Annotated in this window: 18 protein-coding genes; 7 read left to right on the top strand and 11 right to left on the bottom strand. The window is 44.8% G+C overall.

The features are described from left to right. Positions 1-53 precede the first annotated feature (53 nt). Positions 54-1,487, top strand: coding sequence for a S41 family peptidase (locus GGQ60_RS06790; RefSeq protein WP_221235909.1), 1,434 nt, complete (start codon positions 54-56; stop codon positions 1,485-1,487). Positions 1,488-1,686: 199 nt separating this feature from the next. Here GGQ60_RS06790 and GGQ60_RS06795 read toward each other — a convergent pair whose 3' ends face one another. The 9 genes from GGQ60_RS06795 to GGQ60_RS06835 all read right to left on the bottom strand — a co-directional run bounded on the left by GGQ60_RS06795 (position 1,687) and on the right by GGQ60_RS06835 (position 7,981). After that, complete coding sequence (locus GGQ60_RS06795; protein ID WP_183761435.1) at positions 1,687-2,547, bottom strand: SDR family oxidoreductase; 861 nt, start codon at positions 2,545-2,547, stop codon at positions 1,687-1,689. A gap of 79 nt (positions 2,548-2,626) precedes the next feature. Then, positions 2,627-3,196 carry a Crp/Fnr family transcriptional regulator gene (locus GGQ60_RS06800; protein WP_183761437.1) on the bottom strand — a complete coding sequence of 190 codons (570 nt, stop codon included), beginning with the start codon at positions 3,194-3,196 and terminating at the stop codon, positions 2,627-2,629. 179 nt (positions 3,197-3,375) lie between these two features. Continuing rightward, on the bottom strand, positions 3,376-4,203 hold the full coding sequence (locus GGQ60_RS06805) for an NAD-dependent epimerase/dehydratase family protein (protein ID WP_183761439.1): 828 nt from the start codon (positions 4,201-4,203) through the stop codon (positions 3,376-3,378). Between the two features lie 63 nt (positions 4,204-4,266). After that, on the bottom strand, positions 4,267-5,121 hold the full coding sequence (locus GGQ60_RS06810; RefSeq protein ID WP_183761441.1) for an AraC family transcriptional regulator: 855 nt from the start codon (positions 5,119-5,121) through the stop codon (positions 4,267-4,269). Positions 5,122-5,261: 140 nt separating this feature from the next. Beyond that, positions 5,262-6,170, bottom strand: coding sequence for a helix-turn-helix domain-containing protein (locus GGQ60_RS06815; RefSeq protein WP_183761443.1), 909 nt, complete (start codon positions 6,168-6,170; stop codon positions 5,262-5,264). A gap of 8 nt (positions 6,171-6,178) precedes the next feature. Next, the gene (locus GGQ60_RS06820) at positions 6,179-6,535 is read right to left on the bottom strand and encodes a hypothetical protein (RefSeq protein WP_183761445.1); all 357 of its coding nucleotides are present in this window, start codon (positions 6,533-6,535) and stop codon (positions 6,179-6,181) included. A 3-nt stretch (positions 6,536-6,538) separates the two neighbouring features. Then, on the bottom strand, positions 6,539-6,736 hold the full coding sequence (locus GGQ60_RS06825) for a hypothetical protein (protein WP_183761446.1): 198 nt from the start codon (positions 6,734-6,736) through the stop codon (positions 6,539-6,541). A gap of 11 nt (positions 6,737-6,747) precedes the next feature. Next, positions 6,748-7,188, bottom strand: coding sequence for a DUF2147 domain-containing protein (locus GGQ60_RS06830; RefSeq protein WP_183761449.1), 441 nt, complete (start codon positions 7,186-7,188; stop codon positions 6,748-6,750). Positions 7,189-7,198: 10 nt separating this feature from the next. Beyond that, a complete protein-coding gene (locus tag GGQ60_RS06835) occupies positions 7,199-7,981 on the bottom strand; it encodes an SDR family oxidoreductase (RefSeq protein ID WP_183761452.1) in 783 nt (260 codons plus the stop codon). Between the two features lie 239 nt (positions 7,982-8,220). Here GGQ60_RS06835 and GGQ60_RS06840 point away from each other — a divergent pair, with 239 nt between their 5' ends. From GGQ60_RS06840 to GGQ60_RS06865, 6 genes are all read left to right on the top strand, one after another. Further along, positions 8,221-8,814, top strand: coding sequence for an RNA polymerase sigma factor (locus GGQ60_RS06840; RefSeq protein WP_183761454.1), 594 nt, complete (start codon positions 8,221-8,223; stop codon positions 8,812-8,814). An 85-nt stretch (positions 8,815-8,899) separates the two neighbouring features. Continuing rightward, the gene (locus tag GGQ60_RS06845) at positions 8,900-9,919 is read left to right on the top strand and encodes a FecR family protein (RefSeq protein ID WP_183761457.1); all 1,020 of its coding nucleotides are present in this window, start codon (positions 8,900-8,902) and stop codon (positions 9,917-9,919) included. A gap of 37 nt (positions 9,920-9,956) precedes the next feature. Next, a complete protein-coding gene (locus GGQ60_RS06850; protein ID WP_183761460.1) occupies positions 9,957-13,544 on the top strand; it encodes a SusC/RagA family TonB-linked outer membrane protein in 3,588 nt (1,195 codons plus the stop codon). A gap of 10 nt (positions 13,545-13,554) precedes the next feature. After that, on the top strand, positions 13,555-14,952 hold the full coding sequence (locus tag GGQ60_RS06855) for a RagB/SusD family nutrient uptake outer membrane protein (RefSeq protein WP_183761463.1): 1,398 nt from the start codon (positions 13,555-13,557) through the stop codon (positions 14,950-14,952). Between the two features lie 65 nt (positions 14,953-15,017). Next, the gene (locus GGQ60_RS06860) at positions 15,018-17,018 is read left to right on the top strand and encodes a TlpA family protein disulfide reductase (RefSeq protein ID WP_183761466.1); all 2,001 of its coding nucleotides are present in this window, start codon (positions 15,018-15,020) and stop codon (positions 17,016-17,018) included. Next, the gene (locus GGQ60_RS06865; protein WP_183761469.1) at positions 17,018-18,103 is read left to right on the top strand and encodes an alpha/beta hydrolase; all 1,086 of its coding nucleotides are present in this window, start codon (positions 17,018-17,020) and stop codon (positions 18,101-18,103) included. Before GGQ60_RS06860 ends, GGQ60_RS06865 begins: the two co-directional genes overlap by 1 nt. 106 nt (positions 18,104-18,209) lie before the next feature. Here GGQ60_RS06865 and GGQ60_RS06870 read toward each other — a convergent pair whose 3' ends face one another. Together GGQ60_RS06870 and GGQ60_RS23095 are read right to left on the bottom strand one after the other, a co-directional pair. Then, entirely contained in the window at positions 18,210-18,887 is a 678-nt protein-coding gene (locus tag GGQ60_RS06870; protein WP_183761472.1) for a LytR/AlgR family response regulator transcription factor, read from the bottom strand. Continuing rightward, the gene (locus tag GGQ60_RS23095) at positions 18,884-19,939 is read right to left on the bottom strand and encodes a sensor histidine kinase (protein ID WP_183761477.1); all 1,056 of its coding nucleotides are present in this window, start codon (positions 19,937-19,939) and stop codon (positions 18,884-18,886) included. The genes GGQ60_RS06870 and GGQ60_RS23095 overlap by 4 nt, the downstream gene beginning before the upstream one ends. Position 19,940: the final 1 nt, after the last annotated feature.

Below are 19,940 nucleotides of genomic sequence, written 5' to 3' on the forward strand. Positions count from 1 at the left end.
ACGATTTCACAGTTTTTAACAAAATCCTGTGTATGAAGTATCTATCTTCGGTTATGAAACAATTTTTATCCGTTACTTTCCTGCTTTTACATTCACTGCTCCTTTTGGCGCAACCCAATACAGCCTTCGATCCACAGCGAACCATAACTGCCGATTCTGCACGGCGCAGTATTACAGAACTTATGGGTGAAATGGCCAAAAAACATCCCGGTTTTTATCGCTATACCTCAAAGCCTGAATTTGCACATTTTATTGATTCGAGCCTGGCGGCAATCAAGGGGCCAATGGATCAGCTGCAATACTTCCGCACGATTAAACCACTCATTGCTAAAGTACGTTGCGTTCATACCAATGTGTCTTTAAGTGGCGAGTACATGGATTTCCTGAACAAACAGCAAAATATGCTCCCTCTTGATGTATACTTTATAGGCGAAAAAGCCTATATCAGCAAGAACTATTCCGGGAACGGGGCGGTGCCTGTAGGTGCAGAATTGCTGAGCATTAACGGACATTCGATTACTGCCATCAGGGCACGCCTGTTTGAGATGATCCCGTCTGACGGTTTTAACCAAACCTGGAAATACCAGGCAATCAATAACCGTTTCGCCCAGGCTTACCGGGCAAATTACGAACTCAGCGATTCCTATAAAATACGGGTAGCGACTGACCAGGGCGAAAAGGAATTTGACCTGGCAGCTGTGCGCAACGAGGTGATACCGGTGCCGGCCATCATGGATCTGGGGAACAAACCAAGATTGAGTTTCAGCATTAAAGAAGCTGTTGGTACGCTAACCATCCGTTCTTTTGGCGAAACGGATATTAAAGCCGGCAAGCAGCAGTTCCGGAAATTTATTGCCGGGGTTTTCAAAGAGCTTAAGGAGCAGCATATCCAAAAGCTGGTGATTGATCTGCGTAATAATACCGGTGGCAGCGACCCGAATGCAGTATTGCTTAGCCGGTACCTGATCAACCAGCCTTTCCGGTATTGGGACCGGATCGAAGTGACCGAACCTTTCGCCCTTAGCCTGAAAGGTTCTGCTAAACTGATCTACGGAAAGCCGGTAAAGATGGATTCGGTATACCTGTGGCGCAAATCCAAATTCACCCGTGAGTTTGATTTCTATGAAGTGCAGCAACCTGAAGCCGATGTTTATACCGGCAAGGTGGTGGTATTAGTCAATGGTGCCTGCCTATCTTCCTGTGCAGACTTATCAGCCGTTTTACAGTATAACAAACGTGCCTTGTTTGTAGGCGAGGAGACAGGTGGAGGATACCAGGGGAATAACAGCGGCCTGATGCCGGAAGCCAAACTTGACTTCGGGCTTAAAGTGTCTATCCCACTTCTCAAGTATGTTAATGCGGTTGATCTCCATAAAAACTTTGGTCGTGGCACCCTTCCTGATGTTGTAGTCCAACCTGCCCTTGCAGATAGGTTAAAGGGAAACGATGTGGTGCTCCAAACGGCCCTGAAACAATTGGACGACTGAGCTCTCTCTACTATCCGTAGAGTTTAGCAGGCATGCTATAAATGAACCCATAGAAGAGGGGCTCCGGCCGGTAAAATGAAATTAAAATAACCCGGACGGGAAAAAGTCGTCACACTTTTGAAATAGCTTTCATCCTGCAATGCTCCAATAAAAAACGGCAGTAGCCAAGGCTACTGCCGTTTTCATGTATCCTTTTCACTTACAATAATTCGCCCATCCCGAATACCGTCAATCCTTTGGCAAATTGTTCAGCTACAGCCTGGTTGGCAGCTTCTATGTATTGGCCGGTTATAGGGTCGACCACGGTGCGTAATGGCCGTGCACCTTTTGGGGTGCCGATCAGTTTTACAATGGCATCGGCAACATCCTGTGGGTCAGGTTTTTTAGCCTGCATTTCTCCGCCCAATGCGGCTATCATTTTGTCGGGTATGGCGGCAATGGCGCCATAGCCCTCAAATACATCCTGATCAGATGCGGGGTTGTTCTTTTGTTGCATTTCTGTCGGGAAAGCACCCGGCTCCACGAGAGCCACATCTATGCCTAAACGTTTCACCTCGTAATGCAGGCCCTCGCTTATTCCTTCCAGCGCAAACTTAGAGGCCGCATAAATGGTAGCAAACGGGAACGATACCCGCCCGAAGCCGCTGGTGATGTTAATGATCAGTCCCTCGGCCTGTTTGCGCATGGCGGGCAGTACCTGTTTAATCAAACGCCAGGGGGCATACACATTAATATCGAAAGTGGTGTGCACATCGGCCGTGGTAAAGCTCTCGGCTACACCGGTCATGCCGTAACCGGCATTGTTCACCAGCACATCAATAGTGCCTTCTTTAGCCAAAATGCCATCAACAGCCTGCTTCACGCTTTCATCGTCAGTCAGGGTAACGTCTAAAACGGTTATGTTCTCTACTGCGGCTAAAGCCCGGGCCTTTTCAGCATTTCTTCCATGGGTATCGCGCATCGTGGCATATACCTGATGCCCCAAGGCGGCCACGCTCTGGGCGGTAAGCCAGCCAAAACCGCTATTTGTTCCGGTTATTAATACGATCTTTTTGCTCATCTTTTTGTATTTTTTAAATGAATAAGCAAAGGTTGAGAATGGCAATTAAAAAACATTTACCATTTGGTAAAAAGCATCATTAACGGATATTACGGCGTATACGGCTTAGCGATTGCTGGGTGATGCCCAGGTACGAGGCTACGTGCGAAAGTGGAATGCGGTTGATGAGGTTCGGGAAGCCCTCGATGAACGACAGGTATCGCGTGGTGGCATCTTCTGAAACCAGCGGACTGCGCCGTTCCATAGCCAGCGTAAGGCATTTTTTGATCATGTTGGCCTTCATCATTTCCCAGCCTACAATGGTGCCGGATAACTCATCCCAGTCTTTTTTAGTAAAAGCCAGTACTTTGCAGTCGGTAACGGCCTGTACATATTCTGCGGCAGCGATCTGCGATTCAAATTTTTCGTTGTCGACCACAAAATTATGTTCGTCAACAAAATAATTGGTCACCTCCTCACCTTTGTTGTTATAATAACAGAAACGGAATACACCTTCCAGCACGAAGGCCACATAGCGGGGCACCTTACCCGCTTCAGACAGGTAGTCATCTTTTTTGAATTCGAGGATTTGAACCTTGCTCAGCAAAAACTCGATTTGTTGTTTGTTCAGGTCACCAAATTGCAGGATATAATTTATTAGCGCTTCCATCAGGTAAAGATAGTATACATCGCAAAGCAGCCATTTACCATATGGTAAAAAATGAGCCAGGCCAGACACAAGCGCCCAAAGCCCTGAACTATCCAGGAGCTTTGGGTTAGGGCAACTTAAAGCAGCGGCCGGCCTCTTTGTAATTCCGGCGCCGAACGGTTAAAAATTTGCATAAGCTGTCAGAGCAGGTTTTCCTGTGCCGCCTGGTGAACTGTTCTTACCGAAGCCCGGAAACCTAACCCACGGGCCAGGGATGCATCAACATGCAAATGCCAGGGGTTAACCAGTGGGGCTGCAGATGAGGCCATCGGTTTGCCAGCAAGTTGCGATAATTCGTAAAGTGTTGTTGGCGCCTCATCTGCGATATTAACGACCTGGCCATCCATGATCCCTTGTAAAGCCATCATGATGGCGGTATATATATCGCGATGGTGGATCGTACTCATGCGCATCGCCGGATGAAATTTAGCGGCAACTACGTGTTTAGGCAATTCTTCCAGGTGACCATCGCCATCCCCGTAAACAAATGGAAAGCGAAGAACCGACCCATTCAGCCCGCTTTCGCGTAATTCCTTTTCTGCAGCCACTTTACTGGCCGGGTAGGCATGCTGCGGGCTAAGCGCATCGTCCTCACGGCCGGGGTGCGGGTTGTCTGCATCATAAACATTACTGGTGCTTGCCAATATAAAGCGGGCATTAGGGGCATGGCGTTTTACGGCGTCAATGAGGTTACGCGTACCCTCCAGGTTACTTTTCCAGATCAGGTCGGTGTCTGGTGAACGGAACACGGCGGCCAGGTGAATGATGGCTGCTGCATCTTTTACCGCTGCCTGCAGTGTGGCCGGTTCGAACAAGTCGCCCTCTACAGGGGTTACTCCGGCCGCAACTTTTTTGCCACGTACCAGTGCAGAACAATCATATCCTGCTTCAACAAGGCGGGGCAGAAGCCTTGAGCCTACTAAGCCGGTTGCACCGGTTACCAATATTTTACCAAATTGTCTGTCCATAATGAATTATTTTTAGACAAAGGTGGCGCTAATGCAGTAGTTAGGTTCGGACAAAAACCGCTTTTACAAGGACAAATCCTGGTAAAAACCGGCTATCGTTTTACCGGTAACCTTTTTAAACAAACGCGAAAAATACCCCGGGTCATTAAAGCCGAGTTCAAAAGCGAGTTCCTTTACAGAGGTATTGGGTTCATGATACATACGTCGCCTGGCTTCGATGATCAAACGTTCGATGATGAACTCCTTAGGCGAAACACCCGAATGTTGTTTTACGATCCTATACAAACCATCGGTGCTTAAGGCCAGCTTTTCTGCTATTTCCGTTATAGCCGGTTGCTCGGTAAGGTTATCTTCTACAAACAGCCTGAACCCTAAAAATTTATCAAGGCCCTCAGGTGCAGGTTTTTTATGCAGTACAAAATAAGCAGCATTTATTTCTGTAAGCAGGCTGTTCAGGTAAGCGAGGATCAGCTCCGGATCATTGTCGGCAGTACGTAACAGTTCATTTAAAATCTTAAACGCATTCGAAAGCCTGCGTGCAGCATCAGGTGTAAAGCTGATTTTTTGCCGGTTCAGGGGATTAAGCAAAAAGGGGAACTTTTTCGGCAACCGAGCGAGGCACTCATTGTCAAATCCTAATTTATAATAATCTGCGCCATGACCGCCTGGGGCCAATTGCCTGACCTGATGAGGCAAAGCAAAAAGGAGCTCGTTTTCACCTATCTCCATCGTTTCTCCATCAATAACCTCCGAGCTGCTTCCCTGCCATACGAAAAGAAAGAAATAGTATGGCAGCCGCTGGGCAGAACCGTATTGCGCTGCCGACTCCGCTGATATGTGGCCAAACTCCGGCGTAACGATACGTATAGGAAGGCCTTTGTTCTGGCTCAGGTTTTCGGGAAAAGTTTTAATGGCCATAATTGCTAACGATCATCATGAAGCAAAGTTACCAATTAGTTGCGATGATTTATTTTAAGCAAGGTTTCTGCTACCCCCAACTATTGGAAGAATAACTGCCGGGTTGCGAAACCAGTTATACCTTTACTAAATCAAACATTTCAGTTGAACGACTGCCGGAAATCCAATGGGCTTTGCTTGGTTTTGCTTTTAAATAATTTATTGAACGACTGCGGGTGCTCAAAACCAAGCTGATAGGCGATCTCACTTACCGACATGCTCGTTGTAGATAATTTTTCTTTGGCCTTCTCGATCAGTTTCTCGTGGATGATCTGCTGCATCGTTTGGCCGGTTAGTTGTTTCAGCAGGCTACTTAAATATTTAGAAGACAGGTTTAAAGCATCGGCAAAATATTGCACGGTCGGCAGCCCTTTGGAAAGCAGGGCTTCGTTGTTTAAATAGCCGGTTAAAATTTGTTCCACCTGGTTTAATACCTGGTGGTTGGTGATCTTCCGGGTAATGAACTGGCGCTGGTAAAAACGTTCGGCGTAATTCAGCAAAGCCTCCAGGTGGGAGATAATAATGTCCTGGCTAAACTTATCCATATTCGAATAATATTCGGTTTTAATATTTTTAACCAGGTCATTAATCACCAGTTCTTCCTTGTCAGAGAGGAACAGTGCTTCGCTGGTAGCATAGCTAAAGTACTCATACCGTTTGATCCTGGCAGCAAGCGAGGTATTCCAGAGAAAGTCAGGATGTACAAAAAGCATCCAGCCATCCAGGTCAGGCGGTACACCGTTCTCTTCGCCACGCAAAATCTGGCCGGGAGACATAAAGGCCATCAGTCCTTCGTCAAAATCGTATTTCTGTTGCCCGTAATGTAAACCGTCGCATCCTCTTTTCATTGATATCACATACAAGTCGAAGACGACCGCATCTATACCTGTGTCATTTCTCAGGCCTTTCAGGTCAACGATGCTGATCAACGGGTGGTGGGGCTTAGGGAGCCCCATCAAACGGTGTATCTCTGTTATGGAACTGATCCGGTAGGGTTTGCTGTTTGCCATGTTGCAAGTTACTTGAATTTAAACGGATATTTTAGCCATATCATCACTAATGGCATGATTAAAAATGGAATCTCCATCAACACCATGCGGTAATTTCCTGCCCGCACCGCCAGCCCCATTATCATCACGATCAGGATCGCATTCAGCATATTGCCCAGAAAAAAGGTCTTGGGGATGAGCAAAAGCACACCGGTTGCCAGGGCTGCCGCCGTCAGCAATGGAATGAATGTTTCGCTGATCCCTAAATTTTCCATCGCCTTAACAGATTCAGGATTGTTTTTGTAATGCAGGGTATCCCAGGCATGTCTGAAGCTGAGCGTTACCGAAATAAAGAGCAACAGTATAGAAGCTATGTTTTTAATCATGGTTTAATTGAGGATAAAAGCGTTCATGATATAACCTCCGAGCACGGCTACCGACACGCCGGTTATTGCACTTATTAAGGCTCTTTTGGCCTTATTTGGATAGGCCTTCCGGTGTCTGAAATAAAGGAAGAACCCTACAGGGGGAAGGGTGTTGGAAACGATGAACCAAAACCACGATAACTGGTCTTTATGATCTTTCATGAGCATTGTTTTTACAATTTTTCTAATCTTTTCCATTTGAATGATTTTCCTATTAAGGGTACACCCTTGTAGCCGCGGGTTTCAAGATCATCAGGCCCTTTCAATTTACCTTTTAAACTATAGGTATTTCCATCTTCTACGCTATACAATTTGCCATCAACATATTCGCCATCCCTGTAAACAAGACCGGTGATATGTGTAAGACCTTGTACTGACCTGCTCCGGAGTTTTTCATCTGGATTTTTAACATCCTTCTTTGCCGTTTTGCCATCTGCTTCGAACATCACCTTCGACCACAGGAGCCTGGCCGAGTACGTTTTGCCTGCCTTGAATACTTCGATCTTATAATCGTCACATTTCCAGATCCCTGTAATTTCATCTGCAGGGAGTTTCTGCGCGAAAGCGGCCAGTGATAGCAGCAGCGCAAACATTGCTAATATTGATTTTTTCATAACGGATTGTTTATTGTTTTTTATTGAGTTGTTTAAATTTTTCAAATTCCCTGTGGCCTAGCTTCATCAATTGCTTAGGCATCACCCGGCTTAAAAATCTGATCACCTTAACCAGGAACGGCTTGATCTCGGGGGTGTCGTTTAGCAATCCTTTAATGGCTATACTAACCAGTTTATCCACTTCCATCATTTGGCCCGGATTAGGTGGCAGTACCCAATCATTCTGGAGATTGGTATTTACACCCGGGGGGACCAGCTCGAATACCCTGATGTGGGTTTTGTTCAACTGCAAACGCAAGGCCTGGGTATAGGCATGAACACCCGCTTTTGAAGCGCTGTAAACCGGAGCGGTAGAGTAAGGCATAAAAGCAATGGCAGAGGAAACATTCACAATTGCCGCCGCAGGCTTTTTAAGCAGGTGGGGCAAAAACTGGTGCACCATCCTGATCGTTCCGGTAAGGTTAATATCAATCTCCCGGGTGATGTTTTCGAGGTCCTTGCTGGCGTCCTGAACATCGAGCAACCGCATTTCACCTGCGTTGTTAACGATTATATTCAGGTCAGGGAATTGTTGGGTCGCCTCTTTATACAGGCGCTCAATATCCTGCGGGTTACTTACATCGCTTTGAAAGAGGTGTATATTCGGGAAACGCCTTTTGGTATCATGTAAGGCTTCTGGTTTACGGCCTGTAACGATGATTGTTGCTCCTTGTTCGGTAAGTTGTTTAACAAGTTCCAAACCTATACCGCTGGTCCCTCCTGTAATCAGGATGGTGCTATTCTTTAAATCCATATATTACTTACTATTGTTGATACAAAGTTCGGCCAATGCCGGCAGGCCGATGTATCCAAAAGTCGCAAGGTTGTAGTCAAAAGGAAGATAATCCACTTCGTTAACAGGTAATAGCGTATGCCTGAGATCGGTACATACTCATTGTTTCCTGCCTGGGCGATATGAAATAAAATAGCATATTCCTGCTTCAAATTCTGTTTTGAGCTATTTTTTTTGGTTATTTGAATATTCTTCTCTAAGTGGCAAACGATTTAAATGATATAGACCTTTGGGGCAACCTGGTAAAGGGTAACAGAATTGCCTTGAATAGTATTTATTCGAGCTATTTTTCTTCCCTTTATCGGTATGGTATGCGCATGTTGCAGGATGAAGACGCTGTTCGCGACTGCATTCAAAACCTTTTTGTGCATTTATGGGTGAACCATAAAAAACTCCCGCCGGTAAACAACCTGAGGGGTTACCTGATCTCTGCCCTAAGAAATAACATGATCAATTTTAAAAACGTTGAAGGAAGGTTTCAAAAAGTAGACCTGGAAGCCAACGAGGTTTTTGATTTAAAATTTTCAGTTGAATCGGCATTTATCCAGAAGGAAGAACAGACCGAGCAGGTCAGGCAGCTTTCTCAGGCCATGAATAAACTCACTCCGAGGCAAAAAGAGATCATTTACCTGCGGTATTTTGAAGAATTAGACTATGCTGAGATCTCTACGATAATGGATTTGAGCATAAAAGGCACTTATAAACTGAGTGCCCGGGCTTTAGAGGCCCTTCGCGAAGTTTTGAATATTGATAAAATGATGCTTTTAGCCATCCTGTTAAGCTTAAAGAATTAATTTTTTAAAAAAAATAAAATTCCGTGGGGTAATTTCATTTTTTTTCTTGTCTTCCTATTGAAAGACCTAAGAGGGGAAGATCAATATGACCAGCAAACTTTACCATTTATTTCAAACAGAAGATTTTTTAGCTGACGATGACTTTTTACGGTTCGTAAAATATAGTTATCCTGATGATGTAATCTTTTGGAGTAACTGGACGGAAAAATCGCCCGAAAATATTCAGGCATACCGAAATGCGGTTATCCAGCTCAAGCTGATTTTAAGCGATAGCGAAATCGTTGTTTCTCCATCTCTTCGCGAAAATCTTTTAGCAGATATCAATGCTTCCATTAATCAGTTCGAGCGGAAAAGAAAGCGTAAACGGATAAGAACAATCTGGCTTTCGGGTGCAGCAAGTATCATCCTGGTGGCAACCTGTCTTTCCTGGTACTTCCTTTCTACGGTTGTAGTCAGGGCAGATTACGCTGAAGACCTCCTGGTGCATTTACCGGACGGTTCTGAAGTGAGGATGAACAAAAACTCTACCTTAAGTTATGCCCGGGCCTTTAACTGGAAGGCAAGAAGGGAAGTTAGCCTGGATGGCGAGGCTTATTTTAAAGTTAAACACCTCAATTTAACACCAGACCAGATCAAACGGGGCGAACTGTTTGTAGCGGTTACCAATGGGGTGGCGGTGCAGGTTTTGGGTACAGAGTTTAACCTGAAAGATCGTCATCACAAAACCAATGTCACACTTATAAAAGGTAAAATTCAGGTACAGTCTAAAAAGACAGGCAGACAGTATATGCTTCGTCCTGGAGAACTGATTGATTTTGATCAGGAGGGAGTTACTGTTCAGAAGACGCAAACAGCTGAAGCCCAAACGGCCTGGTTGAGTGGCAAGCTCATCGTAAGCCAAACAAAGGTGAGCGATATCCTGCAAGAATTTGAGGATCTGTATGGCTACACGGTCATTGTTGATAACCCTGCGCTCCTGCAAAAGAAAATAGACGGTGCCATCTCAATCAGGAGTGAAGAAAGCCTGCTCTTTACGCTCAAAAATATCTTAGATGTAGATATCAAAAAAGAAGGAAAAACAATCTATCTGAAAAACAGGAATTAACTGTTTTATTAATATATCAACTAACAACCAAACAAAAATGAAAAAAAGATTTACCCGATTACTCGGCTGGATTTATCTGTTGTTTATGTCTGTGATTTTTGTTGCGCCGGCAATGGCGCAATCGGGGAAAACCATTTCAGTAGAAGCAGCACTAAATTCGATCTCAAAAAAATATAATGCTAAGTTTGCCTATGAGCACGAAATTGTTCAGGGCAAAACAACGGATGTAGAAAACCTAAAGGCAAAAAATCTTGATGAGGTACTGAAACGTGTATTGTATCCCAATAATCTCTTATTTCTATATGTGAGTGAAGGTAATTATACCATCGTTTCCCGCGATAAAAGCTATTTTGCACCGGTAACAGGCAATAATCCAACAAATGCTGCACCGTCAGATGGATTTTTCTTATCCGGAAAAGTAGTGGATGAAACAGGTAACCCGCTACCGGGAGCAACACTGAAAAGTAATGCCTCGAATAGCGTAACCATGACGGATGCAAATGGCCGTTTCAGTATGCCGGTTCCGCAAAACGCCCAGGTTATCGGTGTTTCTTATGTCGGTTACGAAAATTATACCTATCCGGTTGTCGCCTCGCAGAGTAATATCGTTATCGCAATGAAACTTTCGGTTGCCAATCAGCTTAATGAGGTCAATGTAATTTCTACAGGTTTGCAGAAACTCTCAAAAGAAAGAAGTACCGGATCTGCCGAACTGGTAACCAAAGAGCAGATCGAAAAGGTACCGGTACCAAACTTGCTTTACCGGTTGGAGTCGCAGGTTCCGGGTGTAAAAATCAATATTAATTCGGGCGATAACAGTTTTGTTTATGGCAATAAACAAAATTCGGTAAGTAGCGGAACACGCACAAAAGGCTCAAGTGATTATAATTTTTTTGTCAGGGGAAGAAGTACGCTGCAGGGAGAATCTTTTCCGCTGATTGTAGTGGATGGGGCGATCACCGAATATGATATTTCTACCATCAATCCAAATGATGTGGAGAATGTTACCTTTTTGAAAGATGCTGCTGCGGCTTCCATTTGGGGAACCAGGGCTGCAAATGGAGTAATGGTTATTACCACCAAGGCCGGTAAAGCCGGCCAGGCACCTACTGTTAATTTCTCGGTAAATGCATCGGTTTCCAACCACCCTGACCTGGGCTACCTACGAACCATGACCAGTGCCCAAACCATTGCATACGAGGAAGAACTGGTGGCTAAAAATATCATTATAGCACCCAATAATACCACTGCCCTAAGTACAAACGTAGCCACCGTAACTGATTTAGCGTTTAAACTCAAGGCCGGTACCATTACGAAAGCCGCTTATGATAGCGAGATTGCACAACTTTCGGCCAGGGATAGCCGGGGGCAGATTGAGGATTACCTGTTAAGACCGGCTACATCCCAGGCCTATAATTTCTCTATTGGTGGCGGAAATAACTACTCAACCTATTTCTATTCGGCATCGTATACCAAAGAAGATCCTTATGCCGTGGGCACTAGCGGAAGTCGTTTAACATTAACCCTGAACAATACGTTCAAACTGTTCAAAATCGCTACGCTATCAACCAATTTAAAAGGTTCGTTTTTCAATTACAAAACCAATGGTATCGGATTGAATAGCCTTTACAACCCTTCCCTGTCGACCTTTATGCCCTACAATCAGATTCTCGACGATAATGGCAACAGGGTTTCCTATTCGAAAAAATTCTACAGCGGATGGTTAAACAATGCGCTTTATCCAGCTGGTTTTCTGAACTGGGGATACAATGCCCTTGATGAAATTGAGAATGCTGACAATACCCAAAAGGATAACAATTACAGTGCAAACATTAACTTAAATGTTCCGATTGTTAAAGGGTTATCGGCCAACGCTTTTTTCAATACCGAAATCTCAAATTCAACAAGCCGTAATTTCTACAACGATAATACTTATTACTACCGCGACCTTGTCAATACTTTTACCGCAATCCCGGTATCGGGCAAAGCGGTAAACAGCATTGGTCTGTCGGCCGGAAGCGGCATCTTAAATGTCGGAACCAATACAACCAATAACTACACCTTAAGGGGGCAGCTAAATTATGATACCACTCTTGGAAAGGATCATCAAATCAATGCCATTGCAGGAGCCGAGATCAGGCAAACACAGGATGGGGCAGGTTTGAGCACCATGTATGGCTACAACATGGGAACCGGTATTTCGCGTTCGGTAAACTTTTCTACACCTTACGCCACCCTATATGGTTACACCCTGGGATTGGGCGGCTCGCCAAGCCAGCTGGATAAAACACGAAGATACCTGTCATATTACAGCAATGCCGCCTATACTTACAGATCGAAATATACGGTTTCGGCCAGTGTGCGTTATGATGATTACAATAATTTCGGCCTTGACCGTTCTTTCCGTGCTACGCCACTTTATTCACTGGGCGGTAAGTGGGATGTTTATAAAGAATCGTTTATGGCTAATGCCCCCTGGATTTCGAACCTGGCCATAAGGGCAACCAACGGGGTTAATGGTAATATTTCAAGATCATTATACCCGTTTACCTACATCGCACTGGGAAGTGTTGATGCACAAACTGGCTTACCCACAGCAAGCATTATTGCACCGGCAAATCCCGAATTACGTTGGGAAAAAACCTATGTAAGTAACCTTGGTTTGGATTTCGGATTCCTGAAAAACAGAATTACCGGCTCGGTGGAAGTTTACCGCAAACACAGTACCGACCTTTTTTATAACTTCCCGATAAGCGGAACTTATGGCGTTACCAGCTTAACCCGTAATACCAGCGAGCTGAATGGAAAAGGAGTAGACCTTTCATTGGCCGGGATATTTTATACGAACAAAGACTGGGAAATCAACGGCAGGTTAACTTATGCTTATAACGTAAATAAGGTAGAAGATACCCGTTTTATACCCACTTCTTCTTTTTTCGCAAGTCCTGCCTATAGCGGTTATATTTCGGGTTATGCAACAGATAAGCTGCTGGTGTACAAAAATGCCGGGCTTGACGCTAATGGCATGACCCTGGTGTACGACCAGAATGGAAACAAGGTTGCCCCAAATACGAATTTGAATTCCATTGATGCCCTGATCAACGCAGGAAGGACTACAGCTCCGCATTTTGGCAGTTATACGCAGAGCATGAGATTCAAGGATTTCACCCTTATGGCCATTGCCACCTACCAGTTTGGAAGTGTATTTTTAAGGCCGACCATCAGTGCCTACCCTTCTTCCAGGACCGGTACAAGCTATGATTTGAGCGAAGATGTAGCCAGGCGCTGGCAAAAACCGGGTGATGAGCAGCTTACCAACGTTCCGGGTGTGGCCGGAACCTTTGCAACAGTAAGCCTGGCCCGTTATCAGCAGTCTGATATCAATGTATTAAAAGGCGATTACATCAGGTTGAGAGAGCTTTCGCTCACTTATAAAATTCCGACGCAACGTTTTACCAAAGCTGTAAAAGCTGCAAATTTTGGTTTTTCTGTTAGGAACTTAGGTTTATTATGGAAGGCAAATAAAGAGGGTATCGATCCTGATTTTACGGCCGGGCTCAATTCAACAACATTGGGTCTTCCGGCAACCACTTCGTACAATTTCTCACTTAATGTTAATTTCTGATCTTTTTGATATGAAACAGTCATATAAATTCTTTTTTATCGGTGTTGTGGCGCTCTTCGCAACAGGATGCGAAAAATATGTCGATATTAAAACGCAGGGCAACTTGGTACCCAACCAGGCGATCAATTACAGATACCTGCTTAATACACCTGCCAACTTCGAGCAAAACACCAACCTGGGCGATTTTGCCTCTGATGAACTCAATATCGTTGATGCCGCCCAGATTAATGGCTTAACAGGGGGGCTAAACTATGGCTATTACATCAATAGCTATACCTGGAAATCGGTCATATTCCCAATCGGTACTAATTACGAACAGGACGATAACTGGAACAGGTTGTACAGCAACATTCTTTATTGCAATACCATTATCCAGGAGTTGCCGGAAGCAAACGGAACCGATGCTGAGAAAGCAGAGATGATTGCAGAGGCAAAAGTGCACAGGGCAGATGCGTACCTGGCGTTGGTAAATACCTATGCCAAACCCTACCAGGCAGGTTCGGCAGCTACAGACCTCGGGGTACCACTTATTTTAAAACAAACAATGAGTCAAAGTTTAAACCGCGCATCGCTGCAGGTGGTTTACAACCAGATCATTGAAGACCTGACGAGTGCCATACCGGCTTTACCCAATTCACAGGCTTACAATACCCTGCCATCAAAAGCAAGTGCCTATGGAGAGCTTGCCCGCTGTTATCTGTACATGAACGATTACGCAAACGCAAATAAATATGCCGATATGGCATTGGCGTTAAGAAGCACACTTAACGATTTGGGGGCACTTAGCAGCGTCAGCAGCGCAAATTACCCGCGCCGCATTACCGACCCCGAGATTCTGCTATCGAAGCTTGCAGCCGGAAATGCGCTTAGCTTTTCGCCAACAGCATACCGTTTGAGTGACGAAATCCTTTCCCTTCTTGGCACAGCAGATCAACGCTATCAGCTGTTAACCGTTCCGGCATCAACAATATCATCAACACTTACCGGCCGCTACAGCTACCGCGAGGCAAGGATCGGGGAAACACGTAACGTGGGGCCTAACGTACCTGAAATGATGCTGATTAAAGCCGAATATTTCGCCCGGAATAACGATGCTGCAAATGCCATGTTATGGGTAAATAACCTGAGGATCAAAAGATTCAAGCCGGCAGATTACGTCGCATTAACGGCCTCTTCGCCGGCAGATGCATTGGTTAAGGTAATTGAGGAGCGGAGAAGGGAATTTATTGGGCGCATGCTGCGCTGGTGGGATATGCGCAGGTTAAAAAGCGAAACAGCATTTCAGCGTACCTATACGCGTACGGTGAACGGTACCACCTATACCCTTGCGCCAAACAGCGAAAGGTATGTATTTCCGATCGCAGAATTCCTGACGAATCTGAATCCCGAACTGGAAAAAAATCCCTGAGTAAAACAATAACAACACAAATAAATGCTGCCGGGCACCGAGCCCGGCAGCTAAACCGATCCCCAATGAAAAAAAGAGTTCAAAAATCAGCCCTGTTCTTAATTACGCTCTCGCTATGGGCAGCTGCGGCATTTGCCCAAACACCCGGCAGCTTCCGCATTGTTCCGGAAAGGGCTAATCCGGGCCAGGAGATTGAAATCGTTTACGATGCGGCAGGCACCATACTGAACAACCGGAAAAATGTAAGGGCAGTGGTTTATGCTTACCGGAACTACAAGTGGTATGCATCAGACCTGAACTTAAGCGCCACTGGTAAGGTTTGGAAGGCGCCGTACAAGGTGCCGGCCGACTGCGGAATAATCGCGGTGAAATTTAAGGCCGATACACTGGTAGACAATAATAAAGAAGCGGGGTATTTTACCATGTTCCTGGATAAAGACCGCGCAGGTGCAATGGCAAAGGGTGCCTATGCCGGATGGGGGCTGGCACGTTCCCCGAAATACGGAATGGACATTCCGGGTTATATTAAATTTGAGGGCATCAGTGATTCGGCAACCTACCACTGGTTAAATCAGGAGATCAGCTTTAACCAATCGGCAAAATCAGTCCTTGTTTATCCTTATGCACTGGCCACAAAGGCAACCTATAAAAATGATGCCGGGCCGCGATTACAAAGGGTGCTCAATTATCTTAGAAGAGCCGATGCCAGTGAGACAGATTTACTAAACGCCAGAAGAATACTCCTCCGGATCATGCAAGATAAGGCTGCTGCCGATTCAGTTGATCAGGTCATGCTACAACGTTTCCCAAAGGGTAGCCTGGCCCGTTTGCATGCTTTTAAAGCGATGCCGGTAGGGTCGGATGTGAACCTGCTCTTAAAGGCTAACAGGCAGTTTTTGATCGATTTTCCGGAACAAGGGGGCAATGAAGAATTTGCCCGCGAAAACAGGATAGATTATCCGACGATTTATCAGAACATCATTGTTTTGGGCGCTTATGCCGATAAGAACTATGCCGAGCTGGATAAATACATCGGGAAAATGCCTTTTAGCATGTTGCCAACGCTTTATTATAAAATTGTAGAAATTCCCTTCAGCAGGAAAGAAGTAACGGAAAAAGCACTGCTTCCGGTTTCTGAAAAAATAATAAAAAGAATCGAAATGCTCAGGGATAACCGCCCGGATGAATACGCTTATTTTTCTCCGGAAGAGTGGGTTAAATTCGTAAACGGATCTATCGCCAAACGCATTTTGCCGATTCACGCTCATTTATTAAATACAGCGGGCCGTTACCAACAGGCATTGGCTTATGCCAACCAATCTAAATTATTGCTTGGGTACACCAGTGCTACCCTGAACGCAGAATTGGCCAGCATATTAACCCACCTTGGCAACAAGCCGGCGCTCAGAACCCTTTTAGAAAAAAGCGTTTTTGAAAACCAGAGCAGTGCCGAAATGCTATCGATGCTTAAGGATATGTACATCAAAAGAACCGGCAGTGAGAAGGGTTACGACCAATATTTAAACGGTTTGAGAAATAGCGCCGGGGGCGAGAAAATGGCTGAGGAAATCAAAAAAGAAATGTTCAGCAAGCCGATGGTCGATTTTGCTATGGAAGATCTGAACGGCGCAACCGTGAAGTTGGGCGACCTAAAAGGAAAAACCGTGGTTTTCGATTTCTGGGCAACCTGGTGTGTGCCCTGTAAAGCATCCTTTCCGGGAATGAAATTGGCTGTCGACAAATATGCAGGCGATCCAAATGTTGTTTTCTACTTTGTAGATACCGAAGAACGTTCGGCAAATTATAAAGCAGAGGTGGCCCGATATATTAAAGATAATCATTACAATTTTAATGTGTTGTTTGATAATAAAGCAAAAGATGCCAAAGCTACCGGCGAAGTATTCGAACGCGTTTGCAAGGCATTTAACCTCTCGGGGATCCCGCAAAAAATAATTGTAGATTCCAATGGAAATGCCCGTTTCATTACGGTTGGTTTTAAAGGCAGCGCTACCGAACTGGCAGACGAGATTTCTGCTATGGTGGATATGACAAAAACAGGCAAATAATGAGGTATTTCGCTTTTATTTTTCTGCTCTTTTCGGTCTTTGCTTGCAGTGCGAAGGGAGAAAGGGTTTTTAAGGTCACGTCAGATAGTGTTCGCTTTAAAAGCGCCGATGGGAAAATTGTGTTTGGCGGTACCTTGAGCAAACCGGTTGGCAAAAAATCGTTCCCAACTTTGGTGATGGTATCGGGCACGGGCAAGCAGGACCGCAACGGTACCATGGCCGGACACCGGATTTTTGAGCAGATGGCCAACTATCTTGCAGCACAGGGCATTGCCATGTTGCGTACCGACGACAGGGGTGTTGGCACCACCACGGGAGTTTATGAAACGGCCACCACGGGCGATTTTGCTACAGATGCACTTGCCGCAGTGGCCTACCTCAAATCGAGAAAAGATATCGATCCTGATAAAATCGGTTTGATGGGACACAGCGAGGGCGGAGCAGCCATCTCCATTGCAGCCGCTGAAAGTAAAGCTGTTAAATTTTTAGTGAGTATTGCCGGTTTAGCCATGAGCGGATTGGATGCCCAGCTTAAACAGAACGCAGATCTTGTTGCGGCATCGGCATTGCCTGATTACGATAAGAAACGCTCAAATGAAATTAATGCCATTATGTTTAAAACCGCTTATCGTTATGCAAATTCCGATAGCCTGGAAATGAAGCTTAACGAGGCTTACCAGCAATGGAAAGTTAAGGATGATGCCTATTTCAAAACCCTGAATATCCAGTTTGACCATTTCCGTTTTCCGATTTATAGTTATGTGCAAAACTCGAAAGGGGCCTGGTACCGCTATTTTATACGGTATGATGCCGAAAAAACCATTCGTCAGGTCAAAGTTCCAATCCTTGCCATTAATGGCGATAAAGATTTAATGGTAGCTGCAGATGATAACCTGGCCAATTGGAAAAAATTTGCATCGGAGGGAGGAAACAGGAAGGTAACCACAGTGAAAATTCAGGGCTTGAACCATTTACTATTGCCTTGCGAAAGTTGTGATAATAAAGAAATTTCGAAAATCCAGGCAGGCGTTTCAATAGCGGTACTTACCTTAATTAAAGATTGGATTTATAAAACGATCAGGTAATCATAAAGATAAATGAGTAGAAGTATAGTTTAGTTAATGATGAAGGCCAGGATGGATGTCCTGGCTTCTTATTGTGTTTTCTCCATGAAATTGATGATTACCAAACCTAAATACCTAACTTCTCCAATAATTGCTTTTTATAGGCTTGTCCGATGGGAATAAATTGCTGGTCGTTGAGGACCAGGCTATCCTGTACAATGCGGGCAACAACTAATTTATTAACCAGGTAAGAGCGGTGCGACTGGATGAAATATTTCTGGTTCAACTTGCCCAAAATTCCCTTCAGCGTATGATAGAGCAAATGCGTTCCAGTAGTGGTGATGATTTTTATATAGTCTTTGCTGCCCTCAATTAATTTAATGTCCTGCTGTCTGATCGTGAGGTAGCCATCTTTTGTCCTGATCACCAGCTGGTCTTCAAAGGTATTGCCTGCTTCAATCTTTGGCGAAAGCCTGTCAATAGCCTTCATAAATCTCTCGTACGAAAAAGGCTTTAAAAGATAATCGGCCACACCCAGCTCAAAACCTTCGAAGGCGTAGTCTTTAAAGGCAGTTGTAAAAATGGTATTGGGCCTATGTTTTAGCGCTTTCAGAAAGCTCACGCCGTTAATGAGCGGCATTTCGATGTCCAGAAAAAGCAAATCAACCTGATGGTTTCCCAGATATTCGAATGCTTCTACAGCGTTTCTGAACTGCGCTACCAGCGTCATGCCGGGAGTTTGTGCGATATAATGTTTCAGCACATCATGCGCAAATGGCTCATCGTCTAAAATTACACACTTCATTTCAAGGTTATGCTGAGGTCTGCTGTATACATCCCGTTTAATTCCTGTACCCGGAGCTTATGTTTGCCCGGGTAATAGAGTTCCAGTCTTTTTCTAATGTTCACCAATCCTATACCGCCCCGGCTGCTTTTTAAGGGCTGGGGTGGCAACATCTCATTTTCTATTTTGAAGAACAAACCCTGTTGATCCAACAACAATCCGGCCGTAACGCCAGCCTTATTCTCCAGTTTGTGCCTGCCATGCTTAAACGCATTTTCTACCAAAGGCAAAAATAAGAGCGGAGGCACTTTCATATCCGGTATGGTTTCGGGGATGTTAAACCGGATTGAAGCCTCCGGAAATTTTTTCTGCTCAATCTCGAAATATCCCTTTAAGAAATTAACTTCTTCGCTTAGCGGTACCTCTTCCTGGTTACCATCATACAAAATATACTGCATCATTTGCGACAGCAATAAAATAAACCTGGAGGTATCTTTAGATTGTACCAGGCTCATGCCGTATAAACTGTTCAGCGTATTGAACAGAAAATGAGGTTGGAGCTGTGCCTTTAACAGGTCTAACTGGAGCTTCAAATGGTCGGTTTCTACCTTGTGCCGCATTACTTCGTTCTGGTAGGAGAACCTCGAGAAAGCGATGCTTAAAAAGGCTATCGAATCCGTCATGATCAGGTTCCAGTCTGAAAAGAAGCCCCTGTGCTGGTGGTCGAAATAGGCGTATACCGGATTACCATAGGTAAACTGCCTGAAAATCCAGGCCAGGAACATGTTGATGTAGGGCGTCATAAAGATGAAGTATACTACCGTGATCAGTATAAGGGCAATATATTTTTTCAGGTGCAGCAGTTTCGGAATGGCCCACCGGTAATAGGGAATAATGGGTAATGTGCTGCAAATTCCAAACAGGCAGATCATGGGATAAGGGAAATCGTTACCAGGAATTCGCTGTAATCCCGAATTTTCGATCAGGTAAGAATATTTATATAATGTGACATAAAATACCCAGATCAGGATTTCGAATATGGTGGAGAAGTTGAAGGCTGTTCTTTTGTTCACC

The sequence above is a fragment of the Pedobacter zeae genome, from assembly GCF_014196715.1.
Classification (GTDB): domain Bacteria; phylum Bacteroidota; class Bacteroidia; order Sphingobacteriales; family Sphingobacteriaceae; genus Pedobacter; species Pedobacter zeae.